Annotated in this window: 22 protein-coding genes; 20 read left to right on the top strand and 2 right to left on the bottom strand. The window is 31.4% G+C overall.

Annotated elements, in window-relative coordinates:
• Nucleotides 1–197: 197 nt before the first annotated feature.
• Genes KPL50_RS25580 through KPL50_RS25565 form a run of 4 tightly spaced genes read left to right on the top strand, consistent with a single transcriptional unit; the run spans nt 198 to nt 2120 of the window.
• A complete protein-coding gene (locus tag KPL50_RS25580) occupies nt 198–1034 on the top strand; it encodes a hypothetical protein (RefSeq protein WP_216301311.1) in 837 nt (278 codons plus the stop codon).
• A gap of 15 nt (nt 1035–1049) precedes the next feature.
• A complete protein-coding gene (locus KPL50_RS25575; protein ID WP_216301310.1) occupies nt 1050–1592 on the top strand; it encodes a hypothetical protein in 543 nt (180 codons plus the stop codon).
• Nucleotides 1593–1603: 11 nt separating this feature from the next.
• Nucleotides 1604–1927, top strand: coding sequence for a hypothetical protein (locus tag KPL50_RS25570; RefSeq protein ID WP_216301309.1), 324 nt, complete (start codon nt 1604–1606; stop codon nt 1925–1927).
• A gap of 31 nt (nt 1928–1958) precedes the next feature.
• On the top strand, nt 1959–2120 hold the full coding sequence (locus tag KPL50_RS25565) for a hypothetical protein (RefSeq protein WP_216301308.1): 162 nt from the start codon (nt 1959–1961) through the stop codon (nt 2118–2120).
• A 127-nt stretch (nt 2121–2247) separates the two neighbouring features.
• Here the strand turns inward: KPL50_RS25565 and KPL50_RS25560 are convergent, their stop codons facing one another.
• Nucleotides 2248–2457, bottom strand: coding sequence for a hypothetical protein (locus KPL50_RS25560; RefSeq protein ID WP_216301307.1), 210 nt, complete (start codon nt 2455–2457; stop codon nt 2248–2250).
• 133 nt (nt 2458–2590) lie between these two features.
• On the opposite strand from KPL50_RS25560, the gene KPL50_RS25555 reads away from it, so the two are divergent.
• The 8 genes from KPL50_RS25555 (at nt 2591) to KPL50_RS25520 (ending at nt 8499) form a co-directional block, all read left to right on the top strand.
• On the top strand, nt 2591–3445 hold the full coding sequence (locus KPL50_RS25555) for an AraC family transcriptional regulator (RefSeq protein WP_216301306.1): 855 nt from the start codon (nt 2591–2593) through the stop codon (nt 3443–3445).
• A gap of 2 nt (nt 3446–3447) precedes the next feature.
• Nucleotides 3448–3900, top strand: a complete 453-nt coding sequence (locus KPL50_RS25550; RefSeq protein ID WP_216301313.1) for a hypothetical protein — start codon at nt 3448–3450, stop codon at nt 3898–3900.
• On the top strand, nt 3888–4571 hold the full coding sequence (locus KPL50_RS25545) for a DUF5131 family protein (RefSeq protein WP_216301312.1): 684 nt from the start codon (nt 3888–3890) through the stop codon (nt 4569–4571). The genes KPL50_RS25550 and KPL50_RS25545 overlap by 13 nt, the downstream gene beginning before the upstream one ends.
• A gap of 343 nt (nt 4572–4914) precedes the next feature.
• The gene (locus KPL50_RS25540) at nt 4915–5214 is read left to right on the top strand and encodes a DUF2089 family protein (RefSeq protein WP_216301305.1); all 300 of its coding nucleotides are present in this window, start codon (nt 4915–4917) and stop codon (nt 5212–5214) included.
• 1 nt (nt 5215) lies between these two features.
• Nucleotides 5216–5512: a hypothetical protein gene (locus KPL50_RS25535; RefSeq protein ID WP_216301304.1), complete on the top strand. Its 297-nt coding sequence runs from the start codon at nt 5216–5218 to the stop codon at nt 5510–5512.
• Between the two features lie 246 nt (nt 5513–5758).
• Nucleotides 5759–6133, top strand: a complete 375-nt coding sequence (locus KPL50_RS25530; protein WP_216301303.1) for a hypothetical protein — start codon at nt 5759–5761, stop codon at nt 6131–6133.
• A 337-nt stretch (nt 6134–6470) separates the two neighbouring features.
• Nucleotides 6471–7319 (top strand): site-specific tyrosine recombinase/integron integrase, encoded by an 849-nt coding sequence (gene xerA, locus KPL50_RS25525; RefSeq protein WP_216301302.1) that lies wholly within the window; start codon nt 6471–6473, stop codon nt 7317–7319.
• Nucleotides 7312–8499: an IS91 family transposase gene (locus KPL50_RS25520; RefSeq protein ID WP_216301301.1), complete on the top strand. Its 1188-nt coding sequence runs from the start codon at nt 7312–7314 to the stop codon at nt 8497–8499. Before xerA ends, KPL50_RS25520 begins: the two co-directional genes overlap by 8 nt.
• 465 nt (nt 8500–8964) lie before the next feature.
• Here the strand turns inward: KPL50_RS25520 and KPL50_RS25515 are convergent, their stop codons facing one another.
• Entirely contained in the window at nt 8965–9246 is a 282-nt protein-coding gene (locus KPL50_RS25515; RefSeq protein WP_216301300.1) for a hypothetical protein, read from the bottom strand.
• A gap of 146 nt (nt 9247–9392) precedes the next feature.
• Here KPL50_RS25515 and KPL50_RS25510 point away from each other — a divergent pair, with 146 nt between their 5' ends.
• The 8 genes from KPL50_RS25510 (at nt 9393) to KPL50_RS25475 (ending at nt 14077) form a co-directional block, all read left to right on the top strand.
• The gene (locus KPL50_RS25510) at nt 9393–9851 is read left to right on the top strand and encodes a holin family protein (protein WP_216301299.1); all 459 of its coding nucleotides are present in this window, start codon (nt 9393–9395) and stop codon (nt 9849–9851) included.
• 2 nt (nt 9852–9853) lie between these two features.
• The gene (locus tag KPL50_RS25505) at nt 9854–10597 is read left to right on the top strand and encodes an N-acetylmuramoyl-L-alanine amidase (protein ID WP_216301298.1); all 744 of its coding nucleotides are present in this window, start codon (nt 9854–9856) and stop codon (nt 10595–10597) included.
• A gap of 19 nt (nt 10598–10616) precedes the next feature.
• Nucleotides 10617–11081, top strand: a complete 465-nt coding sequence (locus KPL50_RS25500) for a hypothetical protein (RefSeq protein ID WP_216301297.1) — start codon at nt 10617–10619, stop codon at nt 11079–11081.
• Between the two features lie 295 nt (nt 11082–11376).
• Nucleotides 11377–12324 (top strand): hypothetical protein, encoded by a 948-nt coding sequence (locus KPL50_RS25495; protein WP_216301296.1) that lies wholly within the window; start codon nt 11377–11379, stop codon nt 12322–12324.
• A gap of 11 nt (nt 12325–12335) precedes the next feature.
• Nucleotides 12336–12896: a hypothetical protein gene (locus KPL50_RS25490; RefSeq protein ID WP_216301295.1), complete on the top strand. Its 561-nt coding sequence runs from the start codon at nt 12336–12338 to the stop codon at nt 12894–12896.
• 195 nt (nt 12897–13091) lie between these two features.
• On the top strand, nt 13092–13361 hold the full coding sequence (locus tag KPL50_RS25485; RefSeq protein WP_216301294.1) for a hypothetical protein: 270 nt from the start codon (nt 13092–13094) through the stop codon (nt 13359–13361).
• Between the two features lie 241 nt (nt 13362–13602).
• Nucleotides 13603–13803 carry a hypothetical protein gene (locus KPL50_RS25480; RefSeq protein ID WP_216301293.1) on the top strand — a complete coding sequence of 67 codons (201 nt, stop codon included), beginning with the start codon at nt 13603–13605 and terminating at the stop codon, nt 13801–13803.
• 10 nt (nt 13804–13813) lie between these two features.
• Nucleotides 13814–14077, top strand: a complete 264-nt coding sequence (locus KPL50_RS25475) for a hypothetical protein (RefSeq protein WP_216301292.1) — start codon at nt 13814–13816, stop codon at nt 14075–14077.
• The last annotated feature ends 245 nt before the right edge of the window (nt 14078–14322 follow it).

Raw genomic sequence — 14322 nt, 5'->3', positions numbered from 1 at the left:
GAATACACAGTAGCATCGGTTATATATCCCCTCAAAAATGTGAAGATTTAGCTAGGACAACCGCATAAAAAGTTCAACTTTTTGTGTCTAAGATATTGACATAGATCCAAAACAGCTTAATACAAGCAGATACAACCGCAATTTTTAACCAATACCAAGCATGGTTTACTGCTCAATCCAATACTTACAACACACAAATGATAGCAAATCAAGCAACATTTCAAGCTAATTTTGAGACATGGTTTGCAACAATTCAAGGACAACTTAATGGAGATATAGCTGGCAATCTATCTAATGCAATTAATGCTCTTGGGGGTAGCGGAAGAACTACCGAAACAGTGAAAAAAAATGCTGATAATATAGTGGCTTTAGGTGAAAGTCTAGCGTCGCACTCGGCAGATTACACGAAGCAAGTACCTTATGCAGTAGCGACAGGTACCGCGAATACTTATGCTATAACAACACCTACAATAACTGCTTTAACCGCAGGAATGGCGGTAAGCGTAAAAATAAATATAGCAAGCACAGGTGTTTCAACACTTAACTGGGATGGCAAGGGTGCTAAAACAATTAAAAAAGCTAATGGTACTAACGTTACTAACCTTGCATCTACTGGAATTTACACATTGAGGTATGACGGAACAAATTTTATATTACAGGGTGAAGGTGGTAGTGGTGATGCTACAGCGTCTGACCTTCTCCTTGGTAAAAAGGCAAGCGTAGATGCAGGAGATATAGTTGGAACAATGCCAATAAGAGGGAGTGAAGAATTCCCTGCATGGAGAAGGGCATTGTTAGCAGACCCAATACAAGAATCACGAGTACATTTACGTATACCACTGGGTGCCTATTTAACTCCAAATTCACAAGCAAGTAATGAAATGGGTATATTTATTGATAGTGCAGATTATGCTTCGTTAAATATTCGCACAGGTAAAAATATTTTAGGACTTGCAGGTACTGCACCCAATATAACTAATAATTCAGGGACACCAAGCGGTGGCTATGATGGCGACTACTGGGTGCAACCATAATGGAGGTGAAATAAATTGAGTGCAGTATGGAAAAAAGTGAGTGGTGTGTGGATGCAACAAACTACATGGTCAAAGGTATGGAAAAAGACTAGTGGAGTTTGGAACATACTATGTCAAAGGGCAATTGCTATTTATTATAGAGGAACTGCATATGTTAATACATGGGATTTGAGAGTTGACAATACAGGGGGATGTACCTTTTATAATGTATCATACCAAATGCAAATGAATGTATTAAACCAACAAAATACTTTACCTTTTGGTATATTTAGTTTATCTACAAAAGTAGATGTTACTGCTTTTTCTAGGGTGAAAATTGTTTTTCAATCGAATAAGCTTGATACCTTTTGGTTTTATACTGGGGCAGGTATTTCATATGCACACGAGAATGCTTTTAGTGCAATATATATAAGTAATAATATGTACAGTGACCAAATAGCATATTTAGATATTAGTGGAGTAACTGGTCTAGTTCATTTACTGTTTCAAATTTATGCTCAACAAACTAGTAGTGGTGGTTATCACCAAGTACTAGTACGTGAGGTTACATTAGAATAGGAGGTATTAATATGGAAAATAGATATTTAGAGTATCAAATATCAGATGGTTATGTAATCGCAATCTATAATGAAATGCCGGCAACAATTCCTACAGATAGAAAAATTGCTATATCAAATAATGTTAATTTTGAAGTAGGCTATGAATTTGATAATTATATAGTAGTACAAGAAGTAGATGCAAATGGTAATTTAACATCTAGTTGTATGATTAAACAACCTGATTCAGTAAAGTTTCTTCGACAAGAACGAGACATTTCAAAAGCTGAGAACGCAATTTTAACATCTACTCAGAACGATATTCAAATTGCAATGACACAACTAATGGGGATATAGGCTTATTACACAATGAGGGGAAGTGATATAAATGCCTGGATATAAATTAAGAATATTCTCTAATGTAGTAATAATTAGAATGGAAGCAGAAACGAGAACTGCTGAGGACATCATGATAGAATACACAAAATTGACAACAGTAGAAGTTTCATTAATACTAGCAGAAGTTGCTAGAAGATTGGCATTAGTATAATCTAAATAGGGCAATGTAAGCACTCAATAGGGTGTTTTTATTTTGCCCTTTTTACTAAACAATAGGATATCTCTTATCTTTATATTTATGCTATATTATGGTATTATTAAGATGGAATCGCATAATATTATGCATTAAGGGCGGTGATACTATTGGATTTTTTAAATCTTTTTATTAAACTTTTATCTTCAGGAATTATATTAATAATTATAGGAAAATTTTTCAAAGATAAATTCATAAAATGCTTAGGAGTTATATCTTGTATTTTAACAGTATTTATTCCATTTATATCTTTTTCCCTTGGCTTCATTGATGGATTAAAATAAACAAACTTCATAATTTTCAGAAGTTACGTCACAACTGTAAAATATTTTGTACTAAATATTATTTATATAATCTCTCTTTATTGGGCAGAAAAAGAGAGGTGGAATTATCTGAAATAGAGTATTATATTGTTAGGAGATGAAGATATGGAATGGATAGAACTATTAAATAGTGCTGTTAATTATATCGAAGAGAATATAAAAGAAACTATTGATTTGGGAGAAGTTTCAAAGATTGCATGTTGCTCAACATATCATTTTCAAAGGATGTTTGCCTATATAGCAGATATACCATTATCAGAGTACATACGTCGTAGGAGAATGTCATTGGCAGCTGTAGATTTACAGAGTGGCAATGAAAAAGTGATGGATATTTCACTAAAATATGGATATGATTCACCGACAGCATTTAACAGAGCTTTTAAAAGTGTACATGGAATAGCACCCTCTCAGGCAAAAGAAGAAGGTACAATATTAAAAGCATTTCCTCCTATCAGTTTCAAAATAACAATAAAAGGAGATAGTGAGATGAATTACAGAATTGAAAAGAAAGAAGCATTTAGAATTGTGGGTGTTTCAGAACCATTAGAAACAGAAATTGAGAAAAACTTTGAAATTGTACCCCAAATGTGGGGTACAGCTGCAATGAATGGAACAATACCAAGACTTGCTGCCATGATGGAGGGAATACCCATAGGATTGCTAGGAGTAAGTTCCTGTAATGAATCAGATAATTGGAGATATTATATTGCAGTTGCAAGTAGTCAACCAATAGAGAATGACTTAGAAGAATACATTGTCCCTAGCTCTACATGGGCAATATTTTCAGGAGAAGGAAGTAATCAATCTATACAGGAACTAGAAAAAAGAATCGTAACTGAATGGCTTCCTACTTCAGGATATGAATATGGAAATGCACCAGATATTGAAGTGTATTTAAATGCAGACCCAGAGAATGCCAAGTATGAGATGTGGATTCCAGTTGTGAAAAAGGAGAATTAGATATGGTACATTTGGTATATTGTGATGACAAAGAAAAGGTATTAGAAAAAATATTGGCTAGTTCTAAAACAATGATTATCAGAGCAGCGGCAGGAAGAAAAATTCCTCATAGTAGATTGTTCGATGGTGAGAAACTTTACTTTATGAAAAAAGGTACAGCTAAAATCTCTGCAACTGCAACTGTGAAATCAGTTCAAAATCACGTTAAATTGTCGGAAGATGAAATAGTAAAGGCACTTGCCGATAATCAAGGAAAATTGAATTTATCCAAAAAGCAACAAGAGCGTTGGCATAAAAAATGTATGTGCTTGGTAGAGTTTGAGAATGTGAGTGAAATCCAACCTCTTGACTTTGACCATCAGGGTAATATGGATGATTGGCTTATTGTTGAAAAAATTGAAGATGTAATTGTTGGAACAAGCATTCCATATAACTATGACAAATCGAAATTTTAGGTAAATACTGCTATATTCATAAAGGTGATGCCAAAAGAGGAGTAGACACAAATATTATTGTAAAAACAGATAATTTTAATGCGCCTGTTGCAAAGAATAAAAAAGGTGAATATAAAATTAAATCAGGTGAAACTATGTACCTAGGCTTTTCTACAGACTTTCTTATTGAAGAAGCTGACGAGTTGAGAGAAGAATGTTGGAAAATGATAAGAGAGCGCTCGGACTTGAATTTCATTTTTCTCACAAAGAGAATCGAAAGATTTTTGCAATGTATTCCGAATGACTGGAACAATGGATACGACAATGTGACTGTTGGCTGTACTGTTGAAAATCAAGATAGAGCAGATTTTAGGCTCTCCATGTTTGCTACCTTTCCAATAAAGCATAGGAATGTAATTTGCCAGCCACTTATCGAAGAGATAAATATTGAAGAATATCTGGACAATGTTGAATTGGTTGTAGTTGGTGGTGAATCTGATAGAAATGCAAGACCGTTGAATTACAATTGGGTTTTATCTATTCGAGAGCAGTGTATAACTAAAGGAGTTCGTTTTGAGTTTAGACAATGTGGAACTCGCTTTATCAAAGATGGTAAGGATTACACACTTAATGTCAGAGATTTATGCAGTCAAGCAAGAAAAGCAAATATTGACTGTAAATTACTCGTTTAACGAGAGGATACGGGGTATGAGCATAATGTAAAGTTATGTTAATTCGCTATCTTCGTATTAGACGCCACAAACAATAAAAGTTTGTGGCGCTTTTAGTTGTGACGACTTAGGAAAATATGTTGAGATAAAGATTAATAATATCCTAATCTTTATCTTTATTCTATTTTATGGTAATATTAAATCGTAGAATTATGTGTAGTAAAAATTATTTATATAATCCTAGATAAAGGTGGTTGTTAATTAAACAGCCACCTTTAATTTATTAAAATATAATCATTATTGACTTTAATAAAGTTAATGTTATACTTAATATTGTTAAATATATTATGAAAGGAAGGTTTAAATGAATATTGATAAAATACCTGAATGGATTCTTGCCTTGGAGCAAGAGGATGCTACCTTTTTTAAAAATTTTGTTTTACTATCAGGTTCATTAAAAGAAATTGCCAAACTGTATGGGGTTTCTTATCCAACAGTTAGGTTAAGATTGGATAAGCTTATTCAAAAAATAGAACTCTATCAAAAAAAAGAGGAACAACCATTTCAAGCATTTATTAAAGGTTTAGCGGTTGACTCAAAAATAGATTTACAAACTGCTAAACTTATTATTGAAAAATACAAAGAATCACAAGGAGGAAAATAGTATGTCACAAGTTGTTATCACAATTATTGTTATAGCAGTTATAGTTTTATTCATGGTTGCTCAATCTGTATTGAGCAAGCTTGAAAGTTGGGCTTGGGGTCTCATCATACCAACAATTATTATCTTATTTGCTGTTTTTGTTTTCTTTTTTACAGGGCTTAATTTCGGGTACAAAAATTTCTTAGGGTTTGCAATTCCTTTTGTTTGGAGCTTAGAAGGATGGGATAAGGGACGCAAGAAACTGAAAGAGCAAAAGGAAAGAGAAATAGAATTTATGAAAGCGAAGGACTTAGAGTAATTCCTATTATGAACATAATATTTAGTACACATTTTTCTTAATTAGACGTCACAAACAATAAAAGTTTGTGACGTTTTTACTTGTGACGACTTAGGAAAATGCTGCGATAAAAAATGCCATAAAGTAATTATTAGAAAGTGTACTCTTACCTAGTAATCACTCTGCACATAAAAAGACAAGCCTCATATTATATATTAAAGGAAATATAGGAGGGGAATTTTATGTCAAATAGATGTCACCAAAGTAATGATAGATGTAATGATAGATGTAACGATAGATGTAACGATAGATGTAATGATAGATGTAATGATAATGATAGATGTAATGATAGATGTAATGATAGATGTAATGATAGATGTAATGATAGATGTAACGATAGATGTAATGATAGATGTAATGATAGATGTAATGATGGATGTAACGATAGATGTAACGATAGATGTAATGATAGACGTAATGATAGATGCAACGATAGATGCAATGATAGATGTAACGAATTTTTTAATGAATGGTGTGACGATTGGTGCGAGGTTTGGTTTGATGATTGTGACCGTTGTAATAGATGTAGGTAGAGAAGCATTAATTTTTGCAAAAAAAGTAGGAGTTGAGCTTAAGGTTTAAAATAAGCTAAGATAGATACCTATAGAATACTACATAGGTATCTATCTTAATCTAAGAGAAAAATAATAATAGATTTTTATCAAAACTAATTTAAGACAAAATCTTTTTATTAAGCGCTGCAAGAAATAAAGGTTTGGGGCGTTTTTATTTGTGACGAATTAGGAAAATAGAACTAAACCGCTAAAAACGGTGGCAGACGAGTGCTAATTCCATCAATTTAATTTTTACTCAAATAAAATATAAAGAAGTATCTTAATTAACTAAGATACTTTATTATAATACACACTTCCTCTAAACTTTTATTGTAGAAATAAAAAATAAGGGAGTGTTATTATTTATGTCAGAATTAAGACAAAAAATGAAAATGGATATGGAACTAAAGGGTTATAGCCCAAGGACCATAAAAAACTATACCCGTACCGTTAGTAACTTTGCTAAGTTTTACAACAAATCACCAGAGCTTTTAAAAGAAAAAGAAATACGTGAATATTTACATTATTGTATCATGGAAAGAAAATTAAGTGAAGGTACCGTTAATTATATTAATGCGGGTCTAAAGTTTTTTTATACTAAAACGCTTAATAGATATTGGAACATGGACAAAATTTCAAGGATTAAAGAACCAAGAAGATTACCTTCTGTTTTATCTCCTGAAGAAGTTAAATCTATTTTTGATGTTACTGAAAACCTTAAGCATAAGGCAATTCTCATGACGGTTTATTCCGCAGGATTAAGGGTTAGTGAAGTTTGCAATTTAAAAATAACAGATATTGATAGTAAAAATATGCAAATATTAATAAGAGAAGGTAAAGGTAAAAAAGATAGGTATTCATTGTTATCAAAAGCAAATCTTGAAATTCTCAGAGAGTATTGGAAAAGATATCACCCTACAGAATATTTATTTTCTGGAAGAGGGAGTACAAATTCTATAAGTCCACGTAGTGTGCAACATATGATGGAAAAATCCATAAAAAAAGCTAAAATTACTAAAAAAGCATCTGTCCATACACTGAGACACAGTTTCGCAACCCATTTATTGGATGCTGGTACAGATATTTGTCATATTCAAAGACTCTTAGGACATACTCGAATAACTACTACCACTATCTATTTACATCTTAGGAGGATGGATTTACTTAATATAAAGAGTCCATTGGATTTATTGTTAGGCGAAAAAGATGATTGAGGTTCAAGATATATTCAATCAATATGGTGATGAATACAGAAAAAATCATAAGCTTCCTCTACATATTCAAAAAACTATGATTTCTATTGAAGCTTGTAGAACAGCGGAACTTGGGGGTCATGTAGATGAGTGTGATGAATGTGGTCACATGAGGGTCTCTTATAATTCTTGTAGAAACAGGCATTGTCCTAAATGCCAAACTTTAGCCAAGGAAAGATGGCTTGAAAAAAGAAAAGAGGATTTATTACCCGTAGGGTATTTTCATGTAGTTTTCACTATACCTGAAGAACTTAACTATATAACTCTAACAAATCAAAAGGAAATGTATTCCATTCTCTTTAAATCTGTTTCTGAAACACTAATTGAACTTTCAATCGATAAAAAATATTTAGGTGCCGAAATTGGATTTATGGCAATTTTGCATACTTGGGGTCAGAATCTTATGAATCATCCACATATACATTGTATAGTTCCAAGTGGAGGACTAACTTTAGATGGTAACAGATGGATAAATTCAAAGAAAGATTTTTTTATTCCAGTGAAAGTGCTTTCAAGAAAGTTCAGAGGCAAATTCTTATTTTACCTTAAAAGAGCTTATTATAATAATGCTCTTAAATACACAAATGGAATTGAGGAGCTAACAGAAAAAAATATATTTCGGAGCTTCATAGATAAGTTATATAAAAAAGAATGGATAGTGTACTGTAGACCTCCTTTTGGGAGTGCGGAGTACGTACTTGAATACCTTGGGAGATACACTCATAGAGTAGCTATATCTAATCATAGAATTGTGAATTTAGAAAATGGATATGTCACATTTAAGTGGAGAGATTATAAAGAACATAATAAAGAAAAATTTATGACTCTTACTGTAGATGAATTTATTAGAAGATTTCTCATGCATGTTCTACCAAGAAAGTTTGTTAAAATTAGACACTATGGAATATTAAGCAATAGAAATAGGTCAACTAAGCTTAAGAGATGCAAAGAACTTACAGGTGCAGTGCAAAATATAAAACAAAACCCAGAGGTTAAATTAAATGCATCCGAGCTTCTCCTTAAGCTTACAGGAATAGATATAAATATTTGTTCTTGCTGCGGAAAGGGCACCATGGTAACAAAAGATAAGCTAAATCGCCAAAACTATTCTCCACCAGGAGAAATAAACAGAATAGCATAAAGTGTTTATTTTGGGGAGGGGGGAAATACGTCCATTTTTTTTAAATAACCAGAGTTTAGAAGGATTATAGATACATTTGTGGAAATTACAGTTAATGACCTTAATTTAAAAGCTAATTTCAGAATGATGGGGAAGATTAAATCCCCATAGTAGTGCTAACGCGGCATCGTTCTATAGCTTGTTTCAGAAATTGAGCAATTTTAGTGGCTATCATCATTTAAGTATATACTTATGGTGATAGTTTTTATCGGCTCAACATCTGAATCCAAACCTATTCATATGACGACATAACTAGAGGCACCTGAGAGGGTGTCATTTTAATGTGAAAATATAAAAAAAGTGAGGTGATTTAAATGGAAAATAAAAAAGGGGTTGCTCAAGAGATACTAATTCAAGAGCAACCAAGAAAATTTGTTCCAGAAGATAGTAATGGAGGTTGTAAACATTTAATTCCGTGTGAATGTCCTAAATAAAAATATTATTATTTAGATAATCCCATGCATCTTTAGGAAGCCAACCTTGTTTATTGTTTTTAACTTCGATAACAAGGAAATGGTCGTTTTCATCAGTCTCAAGTTTTATCTTTTCTTGTACCTGATCAACGGTAAGATTTGATTTAATAATCCAAGTTGAATCAAGATAGTGCCACCAAGTAGAACCGGAGACAGAGGATTCTTTTATAGCAGTATAGACACCATCATAGTTTTTATCTGTTTTGTTTAAATCATATCCAATCAAGTAAACCATAATTATCACCTCCTTTTGGTGATAGTATTCTACAGAAATATGTAAAAACCTTTAAAAATATACAGGGATAAAAATACAAAAAAATAGGGGACTTTAAGTGTCCTCTTTTTAATGTCTAAAAAGCATATAAGAAAGAAGGAATGGAAATGGATAATTTAATTAGTATTAAAAATAGTATTTGCATAGGTATTGGTCTAATTGGCGGAACTATGGCAAGTGCATTAGGGGGTGCGGACAAACTTTTAATAGCTTTTATTATATGTGTAGGAGTAGATTATTTTACAGGGTTAGCGGTAGCTTTAATCTTTAAAAATTCGCCTAAAACAAAGACTGGCGGGGCTGAGAGCAGCGCAGGATTCAAAGGTCTAGTAAAAAAGGCTTTTATATTTTTAATTATTGTTGTAATAAATCAAGTGGATATTGTTTTGGGTTCGGGCGGGTTTATAAGAAATGCAGCCATAATAGGGTTTATGACAAATGAGTGTATATCACTAATAGAAAATGCAGGATTAATGGGTATTGATTTGCCACCAGCAGTTATTAATGCAATAGATATATTAAAAAGAAAAAGCGAAGATAAAAAGGGAATGAAGGAGGAAAAATAATTATGGATATTTTAAATATTGGTGTAAATGATGGCCATACAATACTCGGATTTGGTACCGGAGCAGTAGGCATTATAAAAGAAGGAGAACATACAAGGTTAGTTGGTGAAGAAGTAAGACGGCTAATTAAAGAATATGGCCACAATGCTATAAATTGCACAATAGATTCCGCAAATAGTGTTAATGAGAGTTTATCTTTAATCATGGGCCAGGCAAATAGACAAGACTTGGATTGGTTTATATCCATACATTTTAATGCTGGTGGTGGACAAGGTGTAGAAGCTTATACGTATGCAGGCAGACAATACCAGGATGCAATAGATGTATGTGCTAATATAGCTGATTTAGGCTTTAAAAACAGGGGTGTAAAAGATGGTCAAGGGCTTTATGTAATCAGACGTACGGTAGCAAAATCTATGTTAATTGAAGTTTGTTTTGTAGATACTGCAGATGCTAACCATTATTTGAAAATAGGATACAAGACTATTGCCAAAGCAATTGCAGAGGGAATTATAGGACCGTTACCAGTAAAACCTATAATAGTACCTAAAGTTATAAAAGTACCTACAGTGGGCACAGTTACCGCTACTAGATTGAACGTGAGAAGCGGACCTAGCACAGACTATAAAATAATAGGTGAACTAGCTAAAGGATCTTCTGTAAAAATAGATAAAAAAGTGGGGACATGGTACTCAATTTATTTTGGTAATCATGGTGGTTATGTAAGTTCAGAATTTATAAAATAAAATTTAGGAGGAATTATTAATGCAAGATATTTTATCAATACTTTATCCAGTGTTATTAACGATTTTAATGGGTTTTTTAGGGCTTTTAGGCAAAGCGGTAGTAAAGCTAGTCCCTAAACTAATTGACTTCATAGTGCTCAAAATAAGCCTTGCAAACTATATGAAAGGTAAACTTGTAGCCCTAGATATTTGGAATGTAATAGAAGAACATTTTAGATTAAGTAACATTATTGGAGATACGGTCCAGGCTAAAGTTGTTATGTTTGAAACTTTAATTAAACAAAAGATACCCGGTATAACAGATATGCAAATAGCAAACTTTAGGCAAGCCATTGCAGGGGAATTTAATAAAAATAAACCTTTATTTATAAAAGCCATCGAGGATACTATAACAGTGGCAACTCCAATTATAAAATATTTTGCGCCGGATGGAATAACAGAATTACAACCAGTAGTCACAATAACTCCAACAACAACTATATAATTTAAAAGGCCTCAGGGAGAAATTCTTGGAGGCTTTTTTAGTAAATATGGGAACTTGCCCAAGTCTTCAATGTTTATTTTTGACAAACTATTTTAAAAGTTAATAATTCATGTATAATGTATAGAAACATATGTTTGTATTATAAATTTTTAAGTTTACCCCTATTATTACATAAATTATATATAATTGTATAAATTATGTAGAATATGTTGAATGTTATAGTAATAGAACCTATAATAATAGCAATACTACTTGTGCCATAATAATGAGTAATAATAAATTTGGGGGGATACTAATGAATAGAAAAACAGAATTATATAAAATTGCATTGAGACAGAATAGGGATGGAAGGGTATATGAGGGTGAAATTATATTATTAAAAATGCTAGAGGCATTTTTTAGCGAAAATAAATTTATTGAAGGTAGTGACAAAATTTTTGAGTGCAAATCAAAAGACTTGAGATATATGATAGATTTAAATGAGTGCAATGGTAATATAAGGAAGGTTAGATTCGTATATTTAAAATATAATAAAAAAGTAACTATATCAGATTTAAGTTTTAAAGCTACTAAAACAAAAAATAAAAACGAAGGTGACGAAGAAAGACAGCATATTGTTATTAAAGGATTTGGTGATAATAAAGCTCTAATAGTGTGGGAAAAAATTTCTGGGTCAGTTACTAAGGCAAATATGGAAAGAGAAATTAATAGGTATTATGTTAATTGGATAAAGCAGTTCGATGAAGATAAAAAGAAAGAGCTTAATAAGTCAAGGGTAAGGTTAGATTATATTCCTTCTATGGAATTTGTGGAAGAGTTAATGAAAATGGATAAAATATCATTATTGAAAGTTACTATTGATAAAGAAAATCTTAAATTTAAAGATGATGAAGATATGGCATTTAATGAAGACCATATAAGTAAGCCTGAAATTGATTTAATATATACTCCAAAAAAATCAAGGTCGTTTTCTAATGCAAAGATTAGGAAATATTTTGAAAAGTATATGTCTGGAGTTGGAACTGACAAAATAAAACGTATAATTATACAAGGAAAAAAAGATGACAATACGATTCGGTTGGATACAGAAGGTATGAAATTAAGTAAATTTATTCAAACTGAGTTAGATATAGATGGGCTAGTTAATAGTGAGAGTTTATTCGGTAAGTATGTAACTTTAATAGAAACTTATGGTGATGAATTGGGCGAGTTGCTGCTAGATATAGTAGATAATGAGGAATAGGAGGAGTATATGTGTATAATAAGTTCATTAGAATTTGGAGGGATTTCTATAAAACTGCTAAATTAAAAGAAATCGGAGAACTACACGGAACTGCATTTGTTTTAACATTTATTTTAATTGCATTTTGTATGAGTAAAATTGAAGATATTTTAACGTTTGCCTCAAAATTTAATGATTCGGCACTTACAATTACATCTTTATTAGGTGCTTTTGGAATAGCTACTATTACTATTTTATTAACTAGTTCAAGCGATAATATAAGAGTAGCTAAGGGAAAATTAACTAAGAGAAAGGACATAAATAATAAAGAAATTTCTTATTTTAAACTTTTAGTTATAAGAAGCTTTTACAATTTATTGTTACAGTTAGGGATGCTTTTTATAGCAGTTATATATCAAGTTTTGTTAAAGTTTTTAGATAACAAGATTTTATTATATATTGAAGTATTTATGTTGTTAAACATGTTGTTAACTCAAATATTTGTTGTTATAAGTTTATATCATTTGCTATCTAGAGATGAGAACGAAGATGATGATGGTGATAACGAAGATGAAGATGAGAACGATAACTGATTAAAGTAAAGTAATATTAAAAAATTTAAGAATAGTTAGAAGCTCTGAGGAAATACCTTGGAGCTTTATTTTTTTGCCTATTTTTCAATAGTAGAACTATAGTAATATTTCCGGCGTTTTTTAAATATTATATATAAGAATTAAATCAAGAAAGAGGTGAAAAAATTGGTGGATCCGATTATACCTTTCATAAAAATGTATAGAGAACATATTATAGGAATTACAAGTTTTGATGATTGTACCGATGATAACCAAGAAATAATCATTGAAGAAATTCAGGACATTGAAATTCAGAATGACTACGTTTATTTCGTAGGAAAGAAAGATGTATTAGGCATACCTGTTGATGGTGCACTTGTTGATTTTGATTTTTATAATAAACAGAATGATGGCGGAGAAAATAATCTAGTAACTATATTCAATAAAAAGTTTGGGTATATTAAGACAAAGAAATTCGATTTTTAAGAATAGTAAAAAGATTAAGGGTGCATAGTCTTTTTTTATTTTAAAGGAAAACTTTGCCCCTTCCAATCACAGCAAAATGTATTGTTTAAGAGTTGATGAACGTATTTTAAGTCTGAAGAGAGGGATTTTTTAGAATTTGCAAGTATTGCGGAGGTATACTGTAAAAATTGACAAAAACAGTATAATTTTCTACTTTACATTAGAACGTATGTTCGATATAATAACCTTAGAGGTGGTAATTATGGACGAATATATGTTAAAGAATTCATTACAAGATCATAAAATTGTAACTATAATGTACCAAAGAGGAAAAGAGATAACACAGAGGGATATAAGAATAATGAAACTAATGGATAAAGAGATAGAAGCGTACTGCTACTTGAGGCATCAGGTTAGGCATTTCAAGAAAGAAAATATATTAGCCATTACGTATAAACAGTAGGAGTGGTAGTATGAAAGTTGTAGCAAAACCAATAGAAGTAGTTTCTTGGACTGATACAAAAGGGAATATACATCCAGTGAGATTTAAGATTACTAATGAAGATGAGACTAGCTCTGTTATAAAAGTAGACAAAGTTATTACAGTAGACAAAGAAAAGCTGGCGGGTAATAATATGCTTGTGTTTAAATGTCAGAGTGTAATTAACAGAGTTGAAAAGTTATATGATATAAAATTTGAGTTAAGCAGCTGTAGATGGATATTATTTAAAATCTAAAAAAATAACAGTGTTGCACTCAGGGGGACCTCAGCGGAGCATTGTTATTTTAGTTCGTTAAATATTAAGGATATTTAAAATATAGACTATTTTTAAAAAAATATTCACTGCATTAAGGGAAATTTTAACCTGTAGTTAGAGAAATCTAGCTTCGGGCTTTCTTATTTATCTTAACTGTTTTTTATAATTGAAGTAGTGCTATTTTTATAAAATGATATGCTAATATATAAGAAAACAATATAGAA

The sequence above is a fragment of the Clostridium sp. CF012 genome (assembly GCF_018861755.1).
Taxonomy (GTDB): Bacteria; Bacillota; Clostridia; order Clostridiales; family Clostridiaceae; genus Clostridium_AD.
This window is presented reverse-complemented; position numbering and strand designations above follow the sequence as displayed.

Bases quoted from the DNA above. Each gene is read 5' to 3' on its own strand.
- KPL50_RS25580 (WP_216301311.1), top strand. From the start codon at position 198: ATGATAGCAAATCAAGCAACATTTCAAGCTAATTTTGAGACATGGTTT.
- KPL50_RS25570 (WP_216301309.1), top strand. From the start codon at position 1,604: ATGGAAAATAGATATTTAGAGTATCAAATATCAGATGGTTATGTAATC.
- KPL50_RS25565 (WP_216301308.1), top strand. From the start codon at position 1,959: ATGCCTGGATATAAATTAAGAATATTCTCTAATGTAGTAATAATTAGA.
- KPL50_RS25560 (WP_216301307.1), bottom strand. From the start codon at position 2,457: ATGAAGTTTGTTTATTTTAATCCATCAATGAAGCCAAGGGAAAAAGAT.
- KPL50_RS25555 (WP_216301306.1), top strand. From the start codon at position 2,591: ATGGAATGGATAGAACTATTAAATAGTGCTGTTAATTATATCGAAGAG.
- KPL50_RS25550 (WP_216301313.1), top strand. From the start codon at position 3,448: ATGGTACATTTGGTATATTGTGATGACAAAGAAAAGGTATTAGAAAAA.
- KPL50_RS25540 (WP_216301305.1), top strand. From the start codon at position 4,915: ATGAATATTGATAAAATACCTGAATGGATTCTTGCCTTGGAGCAAGAG.
- KPL50_RS25535 (WP_216301304.1), top strand. From the start codon at position 5,216: ATGTCACAAGTTGTTATCACAATTATTGTTATAGCAGTTATAGTTTTA.
- KPL50_RS25530 (WP_216301303.1), top strand. From the start codon at position 5,759: ATGATAGATGTAATGATAGATGTAACGATAGATGTAACGATAGATGTA.
- xerA (WP_216301302.1), top strand. From the start codon at position 6,471: ATGTCAGAATTAAGACAAAAAATGAAAATGGATATGGAACTAAAGGGT.
- KPL50_RS25520 (WP_216301301.1), top strand. From the start codon at position 7,312: ATGATTGAGGTTCAAGATATATTCAATCAATATGGTGATGAATACAGA.
- KPL50_RS25515 (WP_216301300.1), bottom strand. From the start codon at position 9,246: ATGGTTTACTTGATTGGATATGATTTAAACAAAACAGATAAAAACTAT.
- KPL50_RS25510 (WP_216301299.1), top strand. From the start codon at position 9,393: ATGGATAATTTAATTAGTATTAAAAATAGTATTTGCATAGGTATTGGT.
- KPL50_RS25505 (WP_216301298.1), top strand. From the start codon at position 9,854: ATGGATATTTTAAATATTGGTGTAAATGATGGCCATACAATACTCGGA.
- KPL50_RS25500 (WP_216301297.1), top strand. From the start codon at position 10,617: ATGCAAGATATTTTATCAATACTTTATCCAGTGTTATTAACGATTTTA.
- KPL50_RS25495 (WP_216301296.1), top strand. From the start codon at position 11,377: ATGAATAGAAAAACAGAATTATATAAAATTGCATTGAGACAGAATAGG.
- KPL50_RS25485 (WP_216301294.1), top strand. From the start codon at position 13,092: ATGTATAGAGAACATATTATAGGAATTACAAGTTTTGATGATTGTACC.
- KPL50_RS25480 (WP_216301293.1), top strand. From the start codon at position 13,603: ATGGACGAATATATGTTAAAGAATTCATTACAAGATCATAAAATTGTA.
- KPL50_RS25475 (WP_216301292.1), top strand. From the start codon at position 13,814: ATGAAAGTTGTAGCAAAACCAATAGAAGTAGTTTCTTGGACTGATACA.